Origin of the sequence: Olivibacter sp. 47, assembly GCF_030372825.1 — a bacterium.
GTDB lineage: Bacteria > Bacteroidota > Bacteroidia > Sphingobacteriales > Sphingobacteriaceae > Olivibacter > Olivibacter oleidegradans.
In genome coordinates this window covers 2620310-2634267 of record NZ_JAUCNR010000001.1, presented here as the reverse complement: position 1 = coordinate 2634267, position 13958 = coordinate 2620310, and the positions used below count along the sequence as shown (strand labels likewise).

Annotated in this window: 16 protein-coding genes; 11 read left to right on the top strand and 5 right to left on the bottom strand. The window is 38.0% G+C overall.

Annotation, left to right across the window (positions count from 1 at the left end; translation table 11 throughout):
- The first annotated feature begins 189 nt into the window (after positions 1–189).
- The 3 genes from QT327_RS11390 to QT327_RS11380 all read left to right on the top strand — a co-directional run bounded on the left by QT327_RS11390 (position 190) and on the right by QT327_RS11380 (position 2827).
- Entirely contained in the window at positions 190–1461 is a 1272-nt protein-coding gene (locus QT327_RS11390; protein WP_165447035.1) for a retropepsin-like aspartic protease, read from the top strand.
- A 76-nt stretch (positions 1462–1537) separates the two neighbouring features.
- Positions 1538–1960, top strand: a complete 423-nt coding sequence (locus QT327_RS11385; RefSeq protein WP_013666348.1) for a GNAT family N-acetyltransferase — start codon at positions 1538–1540, stop codon at positions 1958–1960.
- A gap of 15 nt (positions 1961–1975) precedes the next feature.
- Entirely contained in the window at positions 1976–2827 is an 852-nt protein-coding gene (locus tag QT327_RS11380; protein WP_130857393.1) for a retropepsin-like aspartic protease, read from the top strand.
- 80 nt (positions 2828–2907) lie between these two features.
- Here QT327_RS11380 and QT327_RS11375 read toward each other — a convergent pair whose 3' ends face one another.
- Positions 2908–4341 (bottom strand): MFS transporter, encoded by a 1434-nt coding sequence (locus QT327_RS11375; protein ID WP_289552936.1) that lies wholly within the window; start codon positions 4339–4341, stop codon positions 2908–2910.
- Positions 4342–4471: 130 nt separating this feature from the next.
- Here QT327_RS11375 and QT327_RS11370 point away from each other — a divergent pair, with 130 nt between their 5' ends.
- The 3 genes from QT327_RS11370 (at position 4472) to QT327_RS11360 (ending at position 6047) form a co-directional block, all read left to right on the top strand.
- Positions 4472–4858, top strand: a complete 387-nt coding sequence (locus QT327_RS11370; RefSeq protein ID WP_013666345.1) for a winged helix-turn-helix transcriptional regulator — start codon at positions 4472–4474, stop codon at positions 4856–4858.
- Between the two features lie 65 nt (positions 4859–4923).
- Complete coding sequence (locus QT327_RS11365) at positions 4924–5748, top strand: SGNH/GDSL hydrolase family protein (protein WP_165447034.1); 825 nt, start codon at positions 4924–4926, stop codon at positions 5746–5748.
- Positions 5749–5858: 110 nt separating this feature from the next.
- Complete coding sequence (locus tag QT327_RS11360; RefSeq protein WP_013666343.1) at positions 5859–6047, top strand: hypothetical protein; 189 nt, start codon at positions 5859–5861, stop codon at positions 6045–6047.
- 71 nt (positions 6048–6118) lie between these two features.
- On the opposite strand, the gene QT327_RS11355 is transcribed toward QT327_RS11360, so the two are convergent.
- Complete coding sequence (locus QT327_RS11355; protein WP_289552935.1) at positions 6119–7405, bottom strand: hypothetical protein; 1287 nt, start codon at positions 7403–7405, stop codon at positions 6119–6121.
- A gap of 123 nt (positions 7406–7528) precedes the next feature.
- Between QT327_RS11355 and QT327_RS11350 the strand changes: the two genes are divergently transcribed.
- Positions 7529–8113 (top strand): ABC transporter permease, encoded by a 585-nt coding sequence (locus tag QT327_RS11350; RefSeq protein WP_289552934.1) that lies wholly within the window; start codon positions 7529–7531, stop codon positions 8111–8113.
- Positions 8068–9945: an ABC transporter permease gene (locus QT327_RS11345; protein WP_289552932.1), complete on the top strand. Its 1878-nt coding sequence runs from the start codon at positions 8068–8070 to the stop codon at positions 9943–9945. The genes QT327_RS11350 and QT327_RS11345 overlap by 46 nt, the downstream gene beginning before the upstream one ends.
- Positions 9946–10053: 108 nt before the next feature.
- On the opposite strand, the gene rpsO is transcribed toward QT327_RS11345, so the two are convergent.
- The gene (rpsO, locus tag QT327_RS11340) at positions 10054–10332 is read right to left on the bottom strand and encodes a 30S ribosomal protein S15 (RefSeq protein ID WP_013666341.1); all 279 of its coding nucleotides are present in this window, start codon (positions 10330–10332) and stop codon (positions 10054–10056) included.
- A 183-nt stretch (positions 10333–10515) separates the two neighbouring features.
- Here rpsO and QT327_RS11335 point away from each other — a divergent pair, with 183 nt between their 5' ends.
- On the top strand, positions 10516–10932 hold the full coding sequence (locus QT327_RS11335; protein WP_130857387.1) for an acyl-CoA thioesterase: 417 nt from the start codon (positions 10516–10518) through the stop codon (positions 10930–10932).
- A 49-nt stretch (positions 10933–10981) separates the two neighbouring features.
- Here QT327_RS11335 and QT327_RS28215 read toward each other — a convergent pair whose 3' ends face one another.
- Complete coding sequence (locus QT327_RS28215; protein ID WP_354004766.1) at positions 10982–11575, bottom strand: D-alanine--D-alanine ligase family protein; 594 nt, start codon at positions 11573–11575, stop codon at positions 10982–10984.
- Positions 11539–11982, bottom strand: a complete 444-nt coding sequence (locus QT327_RS28210) for a D-alanine--D-alanine ligase (protein WP_354004765.1) — start codon at positions 11980–11982, stop codon at positions 11539–11541. The genes QT327_RS28215 and QT327_RS28210 overlap by 37 nt, the downstream gene beginning before the upstream one ends.
- A gap of 123 nt (positions 11983–12105) precedes the next feature.
- Between QT327_RS28210 and QT327_RS11325 the strand changes: the two genes are divergently transcribed.
- A complete protein-coding gene (locus QT327_RS11325; RefSeq protein ID WP_130857385.1) occupies positions 12106–12870 on the top strand; it encodes a PASTA domain-containing protein in 765 nt (254 codons plus the stop codon).
- Between the two features lie 27 nt (positions 12871–12897).
- Positions 12898–13956, top strand: a complete 1059-nt coding sequence (gene mltG / locus QT327_RS11320) for an endolytic transglycosylase MltG (RefSeq protein ID WP_130857384.1) — start codon at positions 12898–12900, stop codon at positions 13954–13956.
- Positions 13957–13958: the final 2 nt, after the last annotated feature.

Below are 13958 nucleotides of genomic sequence, written 5' to 3'. Positions count from 1 at the left end.
CGAGTCAGCTCTTTTGGCTGTTTACATCAGTATAACCCCTCAAGCACTCAGCAGGATCCGCTGCCTAGTTTCTCAACCGATAACCTCTTACTTTCAGCTAATTCGTATCAGAAAAATTAGCGAGTTATGCAACCTTTTAGGGTATTTCTACGTCTTAAGGCAATTAGTTCAAAACATCGATTCAAGGCAATGAAAATACAATGGCTCTCAATTTTTTTTCTCTCCCTTAGTAACTATGCACTCGCTCAACAGACGGGAACGTCAGTTCTTGAAAAATTTCTTCAGGAGAAAGACTTTTTAAAACTAGAAGCAAGCTACAGACAACAAAAGGACACGCTTTCTGAACTCAATAGCCTATATTACGGAGCATTTATTGACAATGCTTCAAACCGATGTACACAATCTGCGAAAAAAATTGAAAGTCTACTAAAATACCATAAAAGTGAACTGACACCGCAGACTGCACCTCCATTATTAAACGTACAGATGGACAATTTCGTTAAATTGAATGCGTATCGCAAAGCGGCAAAAGTGGGCGAGCAAATCCTTGCTTCTTATAGCACTTTTTTAGACTCAGCCAAAGTTGCCGATTTGAAAAATACAATAAAACTATGGCGTGCACTGGAGAATGTCCCCCCTCAGCAGATTACGAAAGTAGAAAGTCGTGTAAAATGGACGAGAGACAAAATAGGGTTAATGAATATTCCGATCCGCATAGGAAATCAAGTGAGCGATTTCGTGTTTGATACAGGCGCGAACTTATCTACTATTAGTTTAAGTTATGCGCAAAAGCTGAAATTGAAAATCATAGCAACAAGCATCGATTTGGGAAGTAGCACTTCCATACAAAACCAAGCTATGCTCGCCATTGCACCAAGTATTTTTATTGATAAAACTGAGTTAAAAAATGTGGTTTTTTTAGTTCTTCCTGATAAAAACTTGCAATTCCCTCAACTCGACTTTGCTATTCACGGGATTATCGGATTTCCGGTAATGAACCTTTTACGGGAAGTACAAATTGCACGAGATGGCCAATTTTATATCCCTCCATCTGTTTCTAACAATGTTGGTCAAAACCTATTCTTAGACGAGCTAACTCCGGTTATTCAATTGCAAGTAGGAGATGACACCTTACTTTGCCACTTCGACACCGGAGCAATGAAAACAGAGCTCTTTAAAAAATATTATGATGCTAACAAATCAAAAGTGGAAAGCGAAGGCAAGATCGACAGTATCGGTAGAGGCGGCGCAGGCGGTGTGCATAAAATTGAGGTCTACAAAATACCTTTGTCAACTTTTACTATTCAGGGCAAAAAAGTGGCACTTGCTAATTTGCCGGTGTTAACCGAATCTGTTGGCGACTTTGATGCGCATTTTTATGGCAACATCGGTCAAGACATTATAAATCAATTTAATAAAATGACTATCAATTTTCAATCTATGTATATAGACTTCAATTAACCAAGTCCCCAAAAAAACAATAGCTTTATAGTCCTCCAATTGCTTATTAACAACCCTTTTGTTAAGTTTGAAAAAGATGAAAGCAGATAACTATTTAGTTGACTTTGGTGACCTTGATCCCATCACTTATATTCACCTACGAACCGCAAGCGGCTTAAGTGCCAAGACATTGGAAGCAGCTCAAATAGGATTGGCAAACTCAATTTGTTCGGTAATCGCGTTAGATATCGATAATAATCAACCGGTGGGTATGGGGCGTATTATTGGCGATAAAGGATGCCATTGCCAAATCGTTGATATTTGTGTACTTCCCTCCCATCAGAAAAACGGATTAGGTAAGCGGATTATGAAGAAACTAAAAGAATATATAGACAATGCATTGCCTGCTTCTTGTTATATTAGCTTAGTGGCAGATGGCGACGCTTATAAGCTATACGCTCAATATGGTTTCGAGGAGGTTTGGCCTACATCACGAGGAATGGCCCTCTTAAAAAAATAAGTATTTCCGCATAGTATGAAAAGAATCCTGATCTTATTATTGTTATTAAATGGCTTAATTGCTCGATCACAAACAAAAGACATTCTTCCTTTTACGTTGACTTCTTCCGGACACCTTGTGATCGAGGCAACGGTGAATGGCATTAAAGGAAAATTCATCTTCGATACCGGTGCCGGCCTTCATCTGTTTTTTAAAGATTTCGCCAAAAAGCTGCAAGTAAAAGATTCTTATAATATCTTCGTCGCTCATCGGGCAACCGGCGAAGCTATAACAACACCAATTTATTATGCCAAAGATTTAAGGATTGGCAATCAACTATTCGAAAATCAAATTTACAGTACGTTCGACTTAACGCTGGATGGGATTGATGGTTTGATTTCACTTCAAGCTTTTCAGAATACTCCCATTACCATTGACTATAAAAATAAGACAATCTCTTTAGGCGAGCTGGATATAAAGGATAAAAAAAAGTATATTGATATTCAAATAGCAAACCATGCAGATAAGGCTTTAGATATTTTCACATATGTAACATTGAACAATAAGATAACGATCCAAGTGGCGCTGGATGCGGGAGCGGGTCAAAACTCATTTTGGATTCACTCAAAATTCATGAAAACACTTGAATTAGATAGCAATCAGTTTGAGAGCTATGCTAAAAAAAGTGAATTTGATTCACTTAAAACCAATCGATTTTTTATCGGTTCCATTGAGTCAATCAAAACAGCAAATAATACCGCCCATATAAAAGCACCGAAGGTATCTTTTGTAGAAGGTTTGATTTATGAAGGTAAGACCAGCATTGACTGGTTGGGCAAAAAAATAGCCATTAGTCTTCCTGAAAAGAAGATTTTTATTCTAGAGTAAATGCCGCAATATTCATAGCTATCATCAATGTATCAACTCCATTCAACCGATTACGTTTTGGTGGTATACAATATAGATTATTAACTACGTGACGGACGCGACGGGAACAAGGAGCATATTAAGGCAACAAACACCAATAGCAATATATTCGCTATTGTCGTTATGCTGTATGCCTGAAAGTAGGACGCTTCGGCCTCCCTGTTGTCTAACACACTGAAAAACAATCCGCCAACAACACCTACACCTAGAGCAATCGAAATTTGTTGAACGGTTAAATAGAGGCCTGATGCTGCGCCTGCAAATTGCGAAGCAATGCTCTTAAGTGACAGGGTGAACATGGTTGGTAGCACCGAACCACAACCCAGTCCATAAACAAACAACACGGGGAGAACTTTCATCGTCTGCAGATTACCGTCTCGTAGCACCAAGAGATGCAAGAAAAGAGAACCAATCATACAGGAAATCCCTCCTATTAACACCCATTTACCAAAACGTTGTACCAGTTTTATTGAAAGAAAGGAAGCAATGACATATCCGAGGCCTTGGAATACGAAATAAAGCCCGGTCATTGAAGAACTTACATGAAGGCCCTTTTGAAGATGCATCGCGTTGATAAGAAAGTAAGAATCTTGCACCATATAATAAAAAATCGCAGCAAATAACCCAATAGTAAAATACTTGTTACTAAATAAATCGAAACGGATCAGTGACTCCTTCTTTATTCTCATGCAATGACGTTGATTATAAACAAAAATCAAGAATATCGGTATGGACAGAATCAATAAAAAGATGCTCCATTTGGGCCAATTTAGTTCGCGCCCTTGGATAAGCGGATAAATAAAAGCGATCAAAGCCAACATAAGAAGCACAACCCCGGAAAAGTTAAAGGTTGTTTTCTTGTGCGTTTGAGCAGTCTTATCTATTGATGGCCTCTCTTTGTCGTTATACAGAAAACGATAAGCCATATAAGAGGCAACAAGACCAATTGGAAGATTAATCAAGAATATAAGACGCCAGCCAGCAACAAAGAAATGGGTATCTGGTAATACACCGCCCAAAAATTGTCCGATGACGGATGCCGTGCCCGCAATACTGCCATAAATACCTAGAGCTTTCTCTCGCTCTTTGGGATCCGGAAAAAGCACCGGTATAAAAGCGACACCCTGAGGGACCATAAAAGCAGCACTTATTCCTTGCACCAATCTACTTAGATTTAACTGCCAGGCATTTTGAGCAAAGCCGCAAGCACAGGAAGCGATGGTAAAAATTAAGATACCCGCAATGAATACACGCTTCTTTCCAAAATAATCACCAGCCCTACCTCCCGTTATAAGAAACGACGCATAACCAATAACATACAATACGATTACCAATTGAATATCACCGTCCGATCCTCGAATCCCCTCTTTAATGGAGGGTACGGCAACGTTTACGATAAAAAGGTCGATGACAGATAAAAAAATCGCTGAGGAAACAATGAGAAGGAGAAACCACTTATTATTCATTTTATTCATATAACAGTGTTTTGAAGCTTTCTATTTTGTATGTTAAGCCTATTAGATTGCTCTTATTTACTTATCTTTAGAAATCGAAAGTGAGGGATTTCAGCGTATTACACAAGTAGTTTGGTAAGCGATACTAAGTATGGAAAAGAATACTATTATTGATAATGAGCATCTTGAAAATGAGAAAAAAACAAGTTCGAAAGAAAATAACTGTGCCGTGACAAATGTTTTTAAGGTAATTGGAGGAAAATGGAAGGTTTTGCTTATTAATGCTATTTATAGTAACTGCCCTAAAAGATTTGGAGAATTGAGACGGGAAATGGAGGACGTTACGCAAGCAACATTAACCACCCAGTTACGCGAATTGGAGCGTGATGGCATTATTTGCAGAAAGGCTTACGCTGAATCACCTCCACGTGTCGAATATAAGTTAACAGATCTTGGAAAAACACTTATGCCTGTTATCCGGTCGTTGGAAGATTGGTGGCATGCTTACACCAACTGTAGGGACATACACAATGAATAACACCTCAACCTTTATCGGCTTAAGTAAAAAACGATGCACCTAAAACTGAATCAATGCGATTATATATGAAAAGATTTCTGACTCTTTTGATGGTGTTTACTATCTATTCTTCCTTTACAAAAAAAGAAACGGTATGGTTAGCCTTGGGCGATTCCATTACCTATTTGAACGATCATTTAAACGAGACGGGCAATAGGGTCCATAAAGGCTATATGACTTATGTTACCGAAAAAAAGCCGTCTCTTCGTTATATTAACCAGGGGCATAATGGATGGACTGCTGTACGTATAGCCCAGGAGATTGAAAACCTCGGATTGGTGAAAGCAGATGTCTATACTATTTTTTTAGGCACGAATGATTGGTGGGCGGGGCTCACACTTGGTTCATTAAAGGACTATCAGCAAGGAACAGGAAATTCGACTGTATTTGGAGCATTTAAAACAATAACCGATAAAATCAAACAGTTAAATCGCAAAGCGGATATTATTCTAATTACTCCCATGCAACGAACAGATTTCGTCTACATTAACGATATGCATAATAATGCCTGGGGCTCTTACAAAGAGAAAAACGGACAGCATTTAGAGCAATTTGCCAACGCGATCATTAGCATCGGTAAACTGGAAGGATTCAAGGTAATAGATTTATTTCATAATAAGCAACTTGATTTAGCAAATTTAGTCCATTATAAAAGACTTAGGGATAAAACTAACGGCGCCTATAAAAATTTCAAATATCCTGATTATATTAACATTCCTTTTAATGCTGACGAAGATGAATACCCTTATCCGCCCCAGTCTATTAACATGACCTACGATGGGTTACACCCTTCGGACCGAGGCAATCAGCTTATTGCGGAGCAGTTATTAAGTATATTTAATGATCTGTAATAATCTCTCGCACAGAGCATAGTAGCTGTTTTCACGTTGTATTTTTTAAAAAAGAATCAACATTACCAGCCGAAAATTGTTCATAAGCTAACAACATCAATCAAAATAGTATGGACCAAGTATATAGTAAAGAACAAATTCAGGAAATTGCCGATGCAAGGCTCAATCAGCATAAGCCTGAACTTTCAAAAGGTAAACCATTTTCTTTCGAAATAGAAATCGGTAAAAGAAAATACAACGTCTCTTATCAACAGGATGACGAAGGTATTTGGAAATTTACAGACTTTAAAGAGGCTTAACGTATAAGGTCGGGGTTAATTGTTGCACAAACTCCGTAATGAAATATTTTGTTGGCAGTTTAGCAAAGGTGTTAAAATGCTTTATAAAGCATTTTGCTTGAATTCGACAGTTTGATGCCTTTGACTGAACCGGTACCCATAAAGGTATAAGCCATGCCAACAATTTTTGCATTCTTTGAAATTAAGGGCGCCTCAAAGGCTTTTTCATTATTTACATGAAACTGTAATACTTTTCCGTCCGATCTGCAAGCTACTTTAACCCAATTTGAAAGATCAGCACCAAATTTGGATAGATCTGTATATTTGCCCGAGATCACGGAATCGACTGTCATTAAATTCAAGTCTGACACACATCCTTTTATAGAAAGTGGAATGGCAATGGGCATTGCATCAGTGATAAGAAGAATATGAGAAAATTGACAGGCAGAACTGCCGTCATTAAAAGCATTTTTAACTTGAACTTCAAAAGAAAAATCACTCACTGAAGTAGGTTCAAAGTTTCCTACATTAAAAAATTTGACGACAGGTGGATTCGGGAGTAAACTTATTTTAGAATGTTCGACAATCCTAGCGGGTATACTTAGCTGGTTTTTATTGAGGTACCACTCTTTCTTTAAATAGATAGGTATCGGTTTACGGTCAATCGTGGCTAGCCAGCCATCAGTAGCAACTAGCAAAGGATGTTCCTTAACAACTTGGTCTCCAATGCTCAGCTTCGCGGTGTAATAACCCGGCTCATAATAAACTGCGGTGTGTGTATTTCCGTCCTTAGGAACCTGAACTCGTCGGTTTGCATCCCAAGTCTGCTGTATAAAGACCGAATCAACGATTGCCTTAGAAGCATCGTAAGTAAAAATGACCGAATTGGGAATACTTCTTGTGAGTGGTTTGCTACTAAAGGAAAAATCTTTTTCAGATAATGTAAAATGACTGGTTTTTGCCTTTTCTTCTTTTCTGTTCAAAAACGAAAAAATCACAGATAAACCAACTAATACAATTAACGACGACAATATCAGCCTTGTTCTGAACTTTGAGGCATTCCTTTCTTTAGGCGGTGATGTTGGTGTCTCCTGCTTTGTTTGTTCATCATATTGTACCACAAAGGCTCGCCAATTTTCATAATCAATAAAATTCACAAGTGCATCTAACGTCGATATTGCCGGCTTTCCGTCATAACGGACCCTTCCCCAAACGCGTTTTAGGGTACTTGCGCTTAATAATACATTTGTTTTCTCGTAGATTAGATTGCTCAGTTTTTCGAAATCAGCGTTAGACCAATGTGAGCCATCACCCCAACCGACTTTCTTTTCGATCAAACGTAAACAAGCCAGCCTATATCTATCTTTATTTTCTATCATTTATGAAAAATGGTCGTATTTGAACAAGGTTGAACGAACTTGAATCGATCTTGGTTCATTCGTCCAATTTTAATCTTAATAAATTGGCCTTCATAAGACAAAGTTATTGAAAGATACCAATTTATGCGTAATATGATTAGAAGTTATTTTAAAACCGCTTGGCGAAATATCATCAAACACAAAGTGCAGAGCGCCATCAACATTTTGAGCCTTTCTTTGGGCATTACTTGTTACCTACTCATTTCGCTATGGCTATCGGATGAACAGGGCAAAGACAATTTTCACGAACAGCAAAGCAAACTTTACACTACCTACATAACTTCAACCGCTGACGGAAAAAAAGAAGCCACCTATGCCAGCCCATTTCGCGGTAATGGCACAGAAGTTACTTTGTTACTGGAAGATGCAAAAGAGCAAATTCCTGAAATAGAGCATCTTTCATTTTATATCGCAGCCTATGAATTACCATGGGGGCACCTGGAAACTTTTCAGCTAGGGGAAAAGAAAGTGAAATTAGCCGGTTCACGAGCAAGCAAGGATTTCTTTAAAATGTTTAGCTTTCCATTAATTGAAGGCCGGGCTGAAACTGCGTTGGACAACTTATATGGTGTTGCCATTTCTCGAAAAATGGCAGAAATCTTTTTGGAAGTCCACGGGAAGCAATGGGAAAAAGTTTACGTTATGAAAATAAGTACAATTTTATTGTGACGGCGGTATTCGAAAATATTCCGAAAGAAAGCTCGCTTCAGTTCGATTACGTCTTTAATTGGGATGCGCAAAAGCGCTTACTGGAATGGGCTTCCAATAATATTTTTACCTATGTTCAATTTAAAAAAGATACTAATATAAAACAGGCTGAGAAAAAATTATCGCTACTGCTCGATACGAAATTGGAAAAACGAATAGGTATTCAAACCAGGCTGGGTCTACAACGATTTGGCGACCAATACCTGTTCAATCATTTTGTTGAAGGTGAACCAACCGGTGGACGTATAGAATATATACGACTATTTAAAGGGGCAGCCATCTTTATTCTCCTTTTGGCGTGTATCAATTTTATGAATTTAGCTACCGCCAGATCAGTAAAGAGAGCAAAGGAGGTAGGGCTTCGAAAAGTAGTTGGTTCGAATCGGACGAGTCTGATAGGTCAATTTTTTGGGGAATCCATCCTGTGTTGTGCTTTGGCAACAATATTGTCCGCTATACTTTTGTTAATTTTATTACCAACCTTTAATGGGTTGACAGGTAAAGAAATGGATTACCCATTTTTTCAACTTTCTTTTTGGATTGAAATCATCAGCCTAGTTCTTATAACAGGTATCATTGCAGGCATGTACCCTGCCTTATACTTATCTTCACTTAAGCCTATTCAGATCGTAAAAGGCATTAACTGTTCAGGAAAAAAAGCCATTCTGTTTAGAAAGACTACCACTATATTTCAATTCAGCCTCTCCTCTTTACTGATTATCGCTACAGTTGTTATTTCCAATCAAGTATCTTTCATTAAAAATAACAATTTAGGTTATGATCGCGAAAATTTGCTCTATGTTCGCATCGAAGGCGAGCTTTCTAAATTTGATAAATATCAATTATTTAAACAGAAAGCATCAAATTTACCTGGTATTAGTATGATTGATCGGAGTTCAGAAGCACCTCATGAAATGAGCTTCGAAACCACTACACCCATTGATTGGCAAGGGAAGCCCGACAATGCTTCCGTAGCGTTCAAGCCAGCTTCTGTCGGTTTTGACTTTGTCAACTTAATGAAGTTAACGATTACAGAAGGAAGGAATTTTTCAAGAAACATACAAACGGATTCTGCTGATGCTTTTTTGGTAAACGAAGAAGCCGTAAGGCAAATGGGATATAAAGATCCTTTGGGTAAATGGGTATCGGCCTGGAACAAAAGAGGACATATCATTGGTGTTTTAAAGGATTTCCATACGGAGTCTCTTCACGACCCAATAAAACCCCTAATCTTAGACGTAAAGGAATATGAGTATTTTGGTTTTATTATTGTTCGCACCAAACCTAATCAGTTAACGACCGCCTTGGCGAATCTGGAAAAAGTATATAATGAATTAAATCCAAACTTTCCCTTTATGTATCAATTTGCCGACCAAGAGTATGAAAACATGTATAAAAGTGAATTAACCACGTCGAGACTTGCTATTATTTTCGCGATATTGGCTATTGTAATTTCTTGTTTGGGGCTATTAGGCTTGGTAACATTCTCAATTGAACAACGTATCAAGGAGATAGGTATAAGAAGAATTATGGGAGCTACTATAAGTGGTATCGTTGGATTACTTTCCAAAGATTTTTTGAAGTTGGTCGTTATCTCCCTTTTTATTTCGATACCCCTAGGATATATATGGATGAACAAATGGTTAAATAATTTTGCCTATAGCATTCAACTCCGGTGGTGGATGTTTTTTATAGCAGGAATGGCTGTGCTTATAATTGCATTGCTTACCATTTCCATTCAGGTAATTCAAGCAGCTAGCGCTAAACCGGTGACGTCTCTGCGTGAAGAATAAGATTCCGATCGGTTAAAATGAACACATTAGCAAGTGTATCCACAATCTGTTTAAACAAAGAAGCCATTACGTTACACGTAATGGCTTCCTCGTTCTTTTTACCAAAAGTTATTTTATAATATCTCTCAGTTCCAAAGCTTTGATAATTGCACGGTATCTTTCGATATCTTTCTTATACAAATAAGACAATAAGGAACGACGTTTACCTACCAACTTCTGCAAAGCTAACTGAGTGGAAAAATCTTTACGATTCTTTTTCAAATGTTCAGTTAAATGAGCAATACGTTTAGTAAATAATGCTACCTGTCCTTCGGTAGAACCCGTGTTCTTAGCATTTCCTGCAAATTCTGCGAAAATCCCTTCTTTGTACTCTTTACTTAAATACATTACCTGAATAATATTAAAGCGTTAATAAAAAAATTAATTGGCTGCAAAGGTAGTACAAATACGCCTGCTTTCCAAATAAAGCAGTAAATAATTAGAAATCATTTACTGCACAGTTCTACCTAAATTGTCCCTTAAGACTGAGAAATGCTTGATTAAGCCAAAATTTTCGCTATATTAGCGGGAATGATTAATAACTATGCTCGCTTTGAGAGCGAATTTAAAGTGCGGCCCGATGATATAGACATGTTTCAGCATGTGCATAACAGCAAGTATTTTGACTATGTATTAGCGGCGAGGTATGAGCAAATGGAACTATTTTATGGTATGACCATGGAAGAGTTTATGGAACAAGGCTTTGGGTGGGTAGTGCGTACGGCTCATGTTAACTACAAACGTCCGCTAAAATTAGGGCAATACTTCATTGTTGAAACAGGTGTAGATGAAATGAAAGACAAAGGATGTGTGGTAACTTTTGCTATAAAATTTAAAGATTCAGGAAAAGTTTCCTGCGATGGCTGGTTCGATTATGCGCTGATTGATCTCAAATCAGGGAAATCAGCCTTCATAACGGAGGAAATGCTGGAGAAATATTCGATTTAGCTATCTTGAAATTGGCTAATTAATAATTAGCCAATTGTTGTTTTTCCATCTATTCTACCAAAGCCTGTTCGATCAGTTCTGTATAAAAATCGGTTTCCTGAAGACCTGCAGCCCTAACTTGCTGTGGTATAAAACTTGTTTCGGTTTGCCCTGGAATCGTGTTGATTTCAATGAAATAAAACTTATCGGTTTCTCTTTCAAGAAAAAAATCAATGCGAACCAATCCTTTACAGTTTAATCTAATATAAACTTCCTTCACCAATTGCTCTACCCGACCTTGCTGCTCATTCGTTAAATCAGCCGGTGTAATTTCGTTTGTAAGCCCAGGGATGTATTTAGCTTCAAAATCAAAGAACTCCCGTGTAGTGATGACTTCTGTTGCCGGTAGTACTTTTAACCCTGCTTTACTATTATAAATACCTACAGAAAACTCCCTCCCGGAAACAAATTCTTCTACTAGAACCTGCTTCCCCGCATTCTCGGTACCCAATGCCCGATCAATAGCTGACGAAAGTTCGTCAAGTTGCTTTACTTTCGTCATACCGATGCTACTTCCTCCTCCATTTGGCTTTACGAAATAGGGCAGCTTCAGCTCATTCTTAACATTTATTTCACTAACCGCTCTCGTGGCAGGGGAAAGCAAACTGATGGAGCTAAATATAAACCGTCAATTCCCTGCAATAAAGACTTAGTATAAGCTTTATTCATTGTCAAAGCCGACGTTAGTGTATCACAAGAAGTATACTTTAGTCCGATCATATCCAAATAACCTTGTAACCTTCCATCTTCACCAGGTGACCCATGGATCATAATAAATGCCAGGTCAAACTTAACGAGGCCGTCTTTAAGGGATAAGGTAAAATCATTTCGGTTTACTTCATGTTTAATCCCCGCATCATCTACATGGTACCAGCTTTCAGGAGTTAATATTATTTTATAAACATCAAATCGACTCGTCTGCAGCTTCTGCTCAACGAAAGCGGCACTTTTTAAGGAAATTTCTATCTCACCCGTAAATCCACCGGTAATTAATGCTATTTTTGCGCTCATATATCAGTAAAGTATTACCAGCAAAGATAATTGAATATTGTTATCTTTATTCATCGTCTTACAAGAATTGGCATACTTTTTACGTATTAGAATTAGGCTAAAAATTCAACGAGGACATCTTAGATGAACAAACTTTTTCAGTACTTAAGAACCCAAACATTCAGAAAGAATCTAATCATCGCCATTATATCCGGTGTGATTTTCCTTCTTTTACTTTTTTACAGCTTAAGGTTTTATACACGTCACGGAGAATCAATAGAAGTTCCAGCGCTAAAAGGGATAAGCATAGAAAATGCTATAGAAAAGCTGGAAGCCCAAGGCTTCCGATATCAAGTTGATTCTGTTTACCAAGCAGACAAGCAACCAGGATTAGTAATAGAACAGGATCCAGACCCAGGGACGAAAGTTAAATTAAACCGGACACTTTATTTAACAATTATTACAAAAAACGCTCCCGAGGTCCAGTTACCTAATTTGACAGAAATGGCACTCCTGGAAGCCATTTCTACGTTGAATAATTACGGCTTAAAATTGGGAGATACTATTTATATACCGGATATAGCTCGTGATCGCGTATTAGATGTTAAATATGCAGGACAAAAAATAAATGCCGGTCAACCAATTCCAAAGGGTAGCAAAATTGACTTGGTTCTTGGGAACGGAATGGGTGATAGCGAAGTAGCCGTGCCTAATCTGGTTGGATACACCCTTGATGAAGCTATATTCTCGCTAAAAGGGGCATCGTTAACGTTAGGAACTGTAAAATATATGGGGCCCGTTGTAGACAGTGCTAGCGCGCGCGTCGTTAGCCAAACACCGGAAGCAGATACTTCTAACATGAAAAAAGTGAGCATTGGCACACCCGTAAACTTAGCTTTGAGCAATTAAATCTTTACAATTGTTAAATATCGCAGCATGGAGACAGTTCCTACACCAAAGAAAAGGTCAATAGGCAAAAGGATTATTAGCGTCATCATACTAATTGCTTTGTTGGCAGGTAGTGTTATTGCATATACTTACTATAAGAGATATTTTGCACCTAATGTAACGGAATCAGAAGAATATCTATATGTTAGAACCGGGGCTTCCTTCGATAATTTAATGGAAGAGCTGGGAGAGAAAAACATCTTGGTGGATACCGCCAGTTTCCGGTGGGCTGCAGAGAAAATGGAATATCCATCTCGCATCAAACCGGGAAAATACAAGTTAAAAGGAGGCATGAACAACCGATCGCTAATTAATATGCTGGGTGGTGGATTCCAAGAACCTGTAAAATTACGTTTTCAAAACATTCGATTAAAAGATCAGTTTGCCGGCTACATCGGCACCCAAATAGAGCCCGATTCCTCTATCCTTATCACCTTGTTGGACAGCGACACACTAGCCGCTAAGTACGGATTCAATACCGATAACTTCTTCACGATGTTTATTCCAAATACATACGAAATGTATTGGAATATCTCGGCCAATGACTTTTTTGACAGAATGAATAAGGAGTATAATAACTTTTGGACTGAGGAACGCAGGAAAAAAGCTGAGTCTATTAACTTAACCCCCATCCAAGTCAGTATATTGGCATCCATTGTAAAAGGCGAGGCGTTACATACGGACGAAATGCCTAAAATAGCAGGCTTATATTTGAACAGATTACAAAAAGGCATATTACTCCAAGCTGATCCCACGGTGATTTTTGCTACAAATGATTTTACTATTCGGAGGGTACTAAATAGACATTTACGCACAGACTCTCCTTATAACACTTACATTTATAAAGGTTTGCCGCCCGGGCCGATAATGATGCCAAGTATTGCCTCAATTGATGCAGTTCTTAATTATCAAAAGCACAATTACATTTACATGTGTGCAAAAGAAGATTTTTCGGGTTATCACAATTTTTCAACTAATCAGGCCGAGCATTTGATTAATGCAAGGAAATTTCAACAAGCTTTAAACGAACGAAACATCAAAAGATAAAC

Bases quoted from the DNA above. Each gene is read 5' to 3' on its own strand.
- QT327_RS11390 (WP_165447035.1), top strand. From the start codon at position 190: ATGAAAATACAATGGCTCTCAATTTTTTTTCTCTCCCTTAGTAACTAT.
- mltG (WP_130857384.1), top strand. From the start codon at position 12,898: ATGGAGACAGTTCCTACACCAAAGAAAAGGTCAATAGGCAAAAGGATT.
- QT327_RS11325 (WP_130857385.1), top strand. From the start codon at position 12,106: ATGAACAAACTTTTTCAGTACTTAAGAACCCAAACATTCAGAAAGAAT.
- QT327_RS28210 (WP_354004765.1), bottom strand. From the start codon at position 11,982: ATGAGCGCAAAAATAGCATTAATTACCGGTGGATTTACGGGTGAGATA.
- QT327_RS11355 (WP_289552935.1), bottom strand. From the start codon at position 7,405: ATGATAGAAAATAAAGATAGATATAGGCTGGCTTGTTTACGTTTGATC.
- QT327_RS11375 (WP_289552936.1), bottom strand. From the start codon at position 4,341: ATGAATAAAATGAATAATAAGTGGTTTCTCCTTCTCATTGTTTCCTCA.
- QT327_RS11350 (WP_289552934.1), top strand. From the start codon at position 7,529: ATGCGTAATATGATTAGAAGTTATTTTAAAACCGCTTGGCGAAATATC.
- QT327_RS11345 (WP_289552932.1), top strand. From the start codon at position 8,068: ATGGGAAAAAGTTTACGTTATGAAAATAAGTACAATTTTATTGTGACG.
- QT327_RS11380 (WP_130857393.1), top strand. From the start codon at position 1,976: ATGAAAAGAATCCTGATCTTATTATTGTTATTAAATGGCTTAATTGCT.
- QT327_RS11360 (WP_013666343.1), top strand. From the start codon at position 5,859: ATGGACCAAGTATATAGTAAAGAACAAATTCAGGAAATTGCCGATGCA.
- rpsO (WP_013666341.1), bottom strand. From the start codon at position 10,332: ATGTATTTAAGTAAAGAGTACAAAGAAGGGATTTTCGCAGAATTTGCA.
- QT327_RS11370 (WP_013666345.1), top strand. From the start codon at position 4,472: ATGGAAAAGAATACTATTATTGATAATGAGCATCTTGAAAATGAGAAA.
- QT327_RS11385 (WP_013666348.1), top strand. From the start codon at position 1,538: ATGAAAGCAGATAACTATTTAGTTGACTTTGGTGACCTTGATCCCATC.
- QT327_RS11365 (WP_165447034.1), top strand. From the start codon at position 4,924: ATGAAAAGATTTCTGACTCTTTTGATGGTGTTTACTATCTATTCTTCC.
- QT327_RS11335 (WP_130857387.1), top strand. From the start codon at position 10,516: ATGATTAATAACTATGCTCGCTTTGAGAGCGAATTTAAAGTGCGGCCC.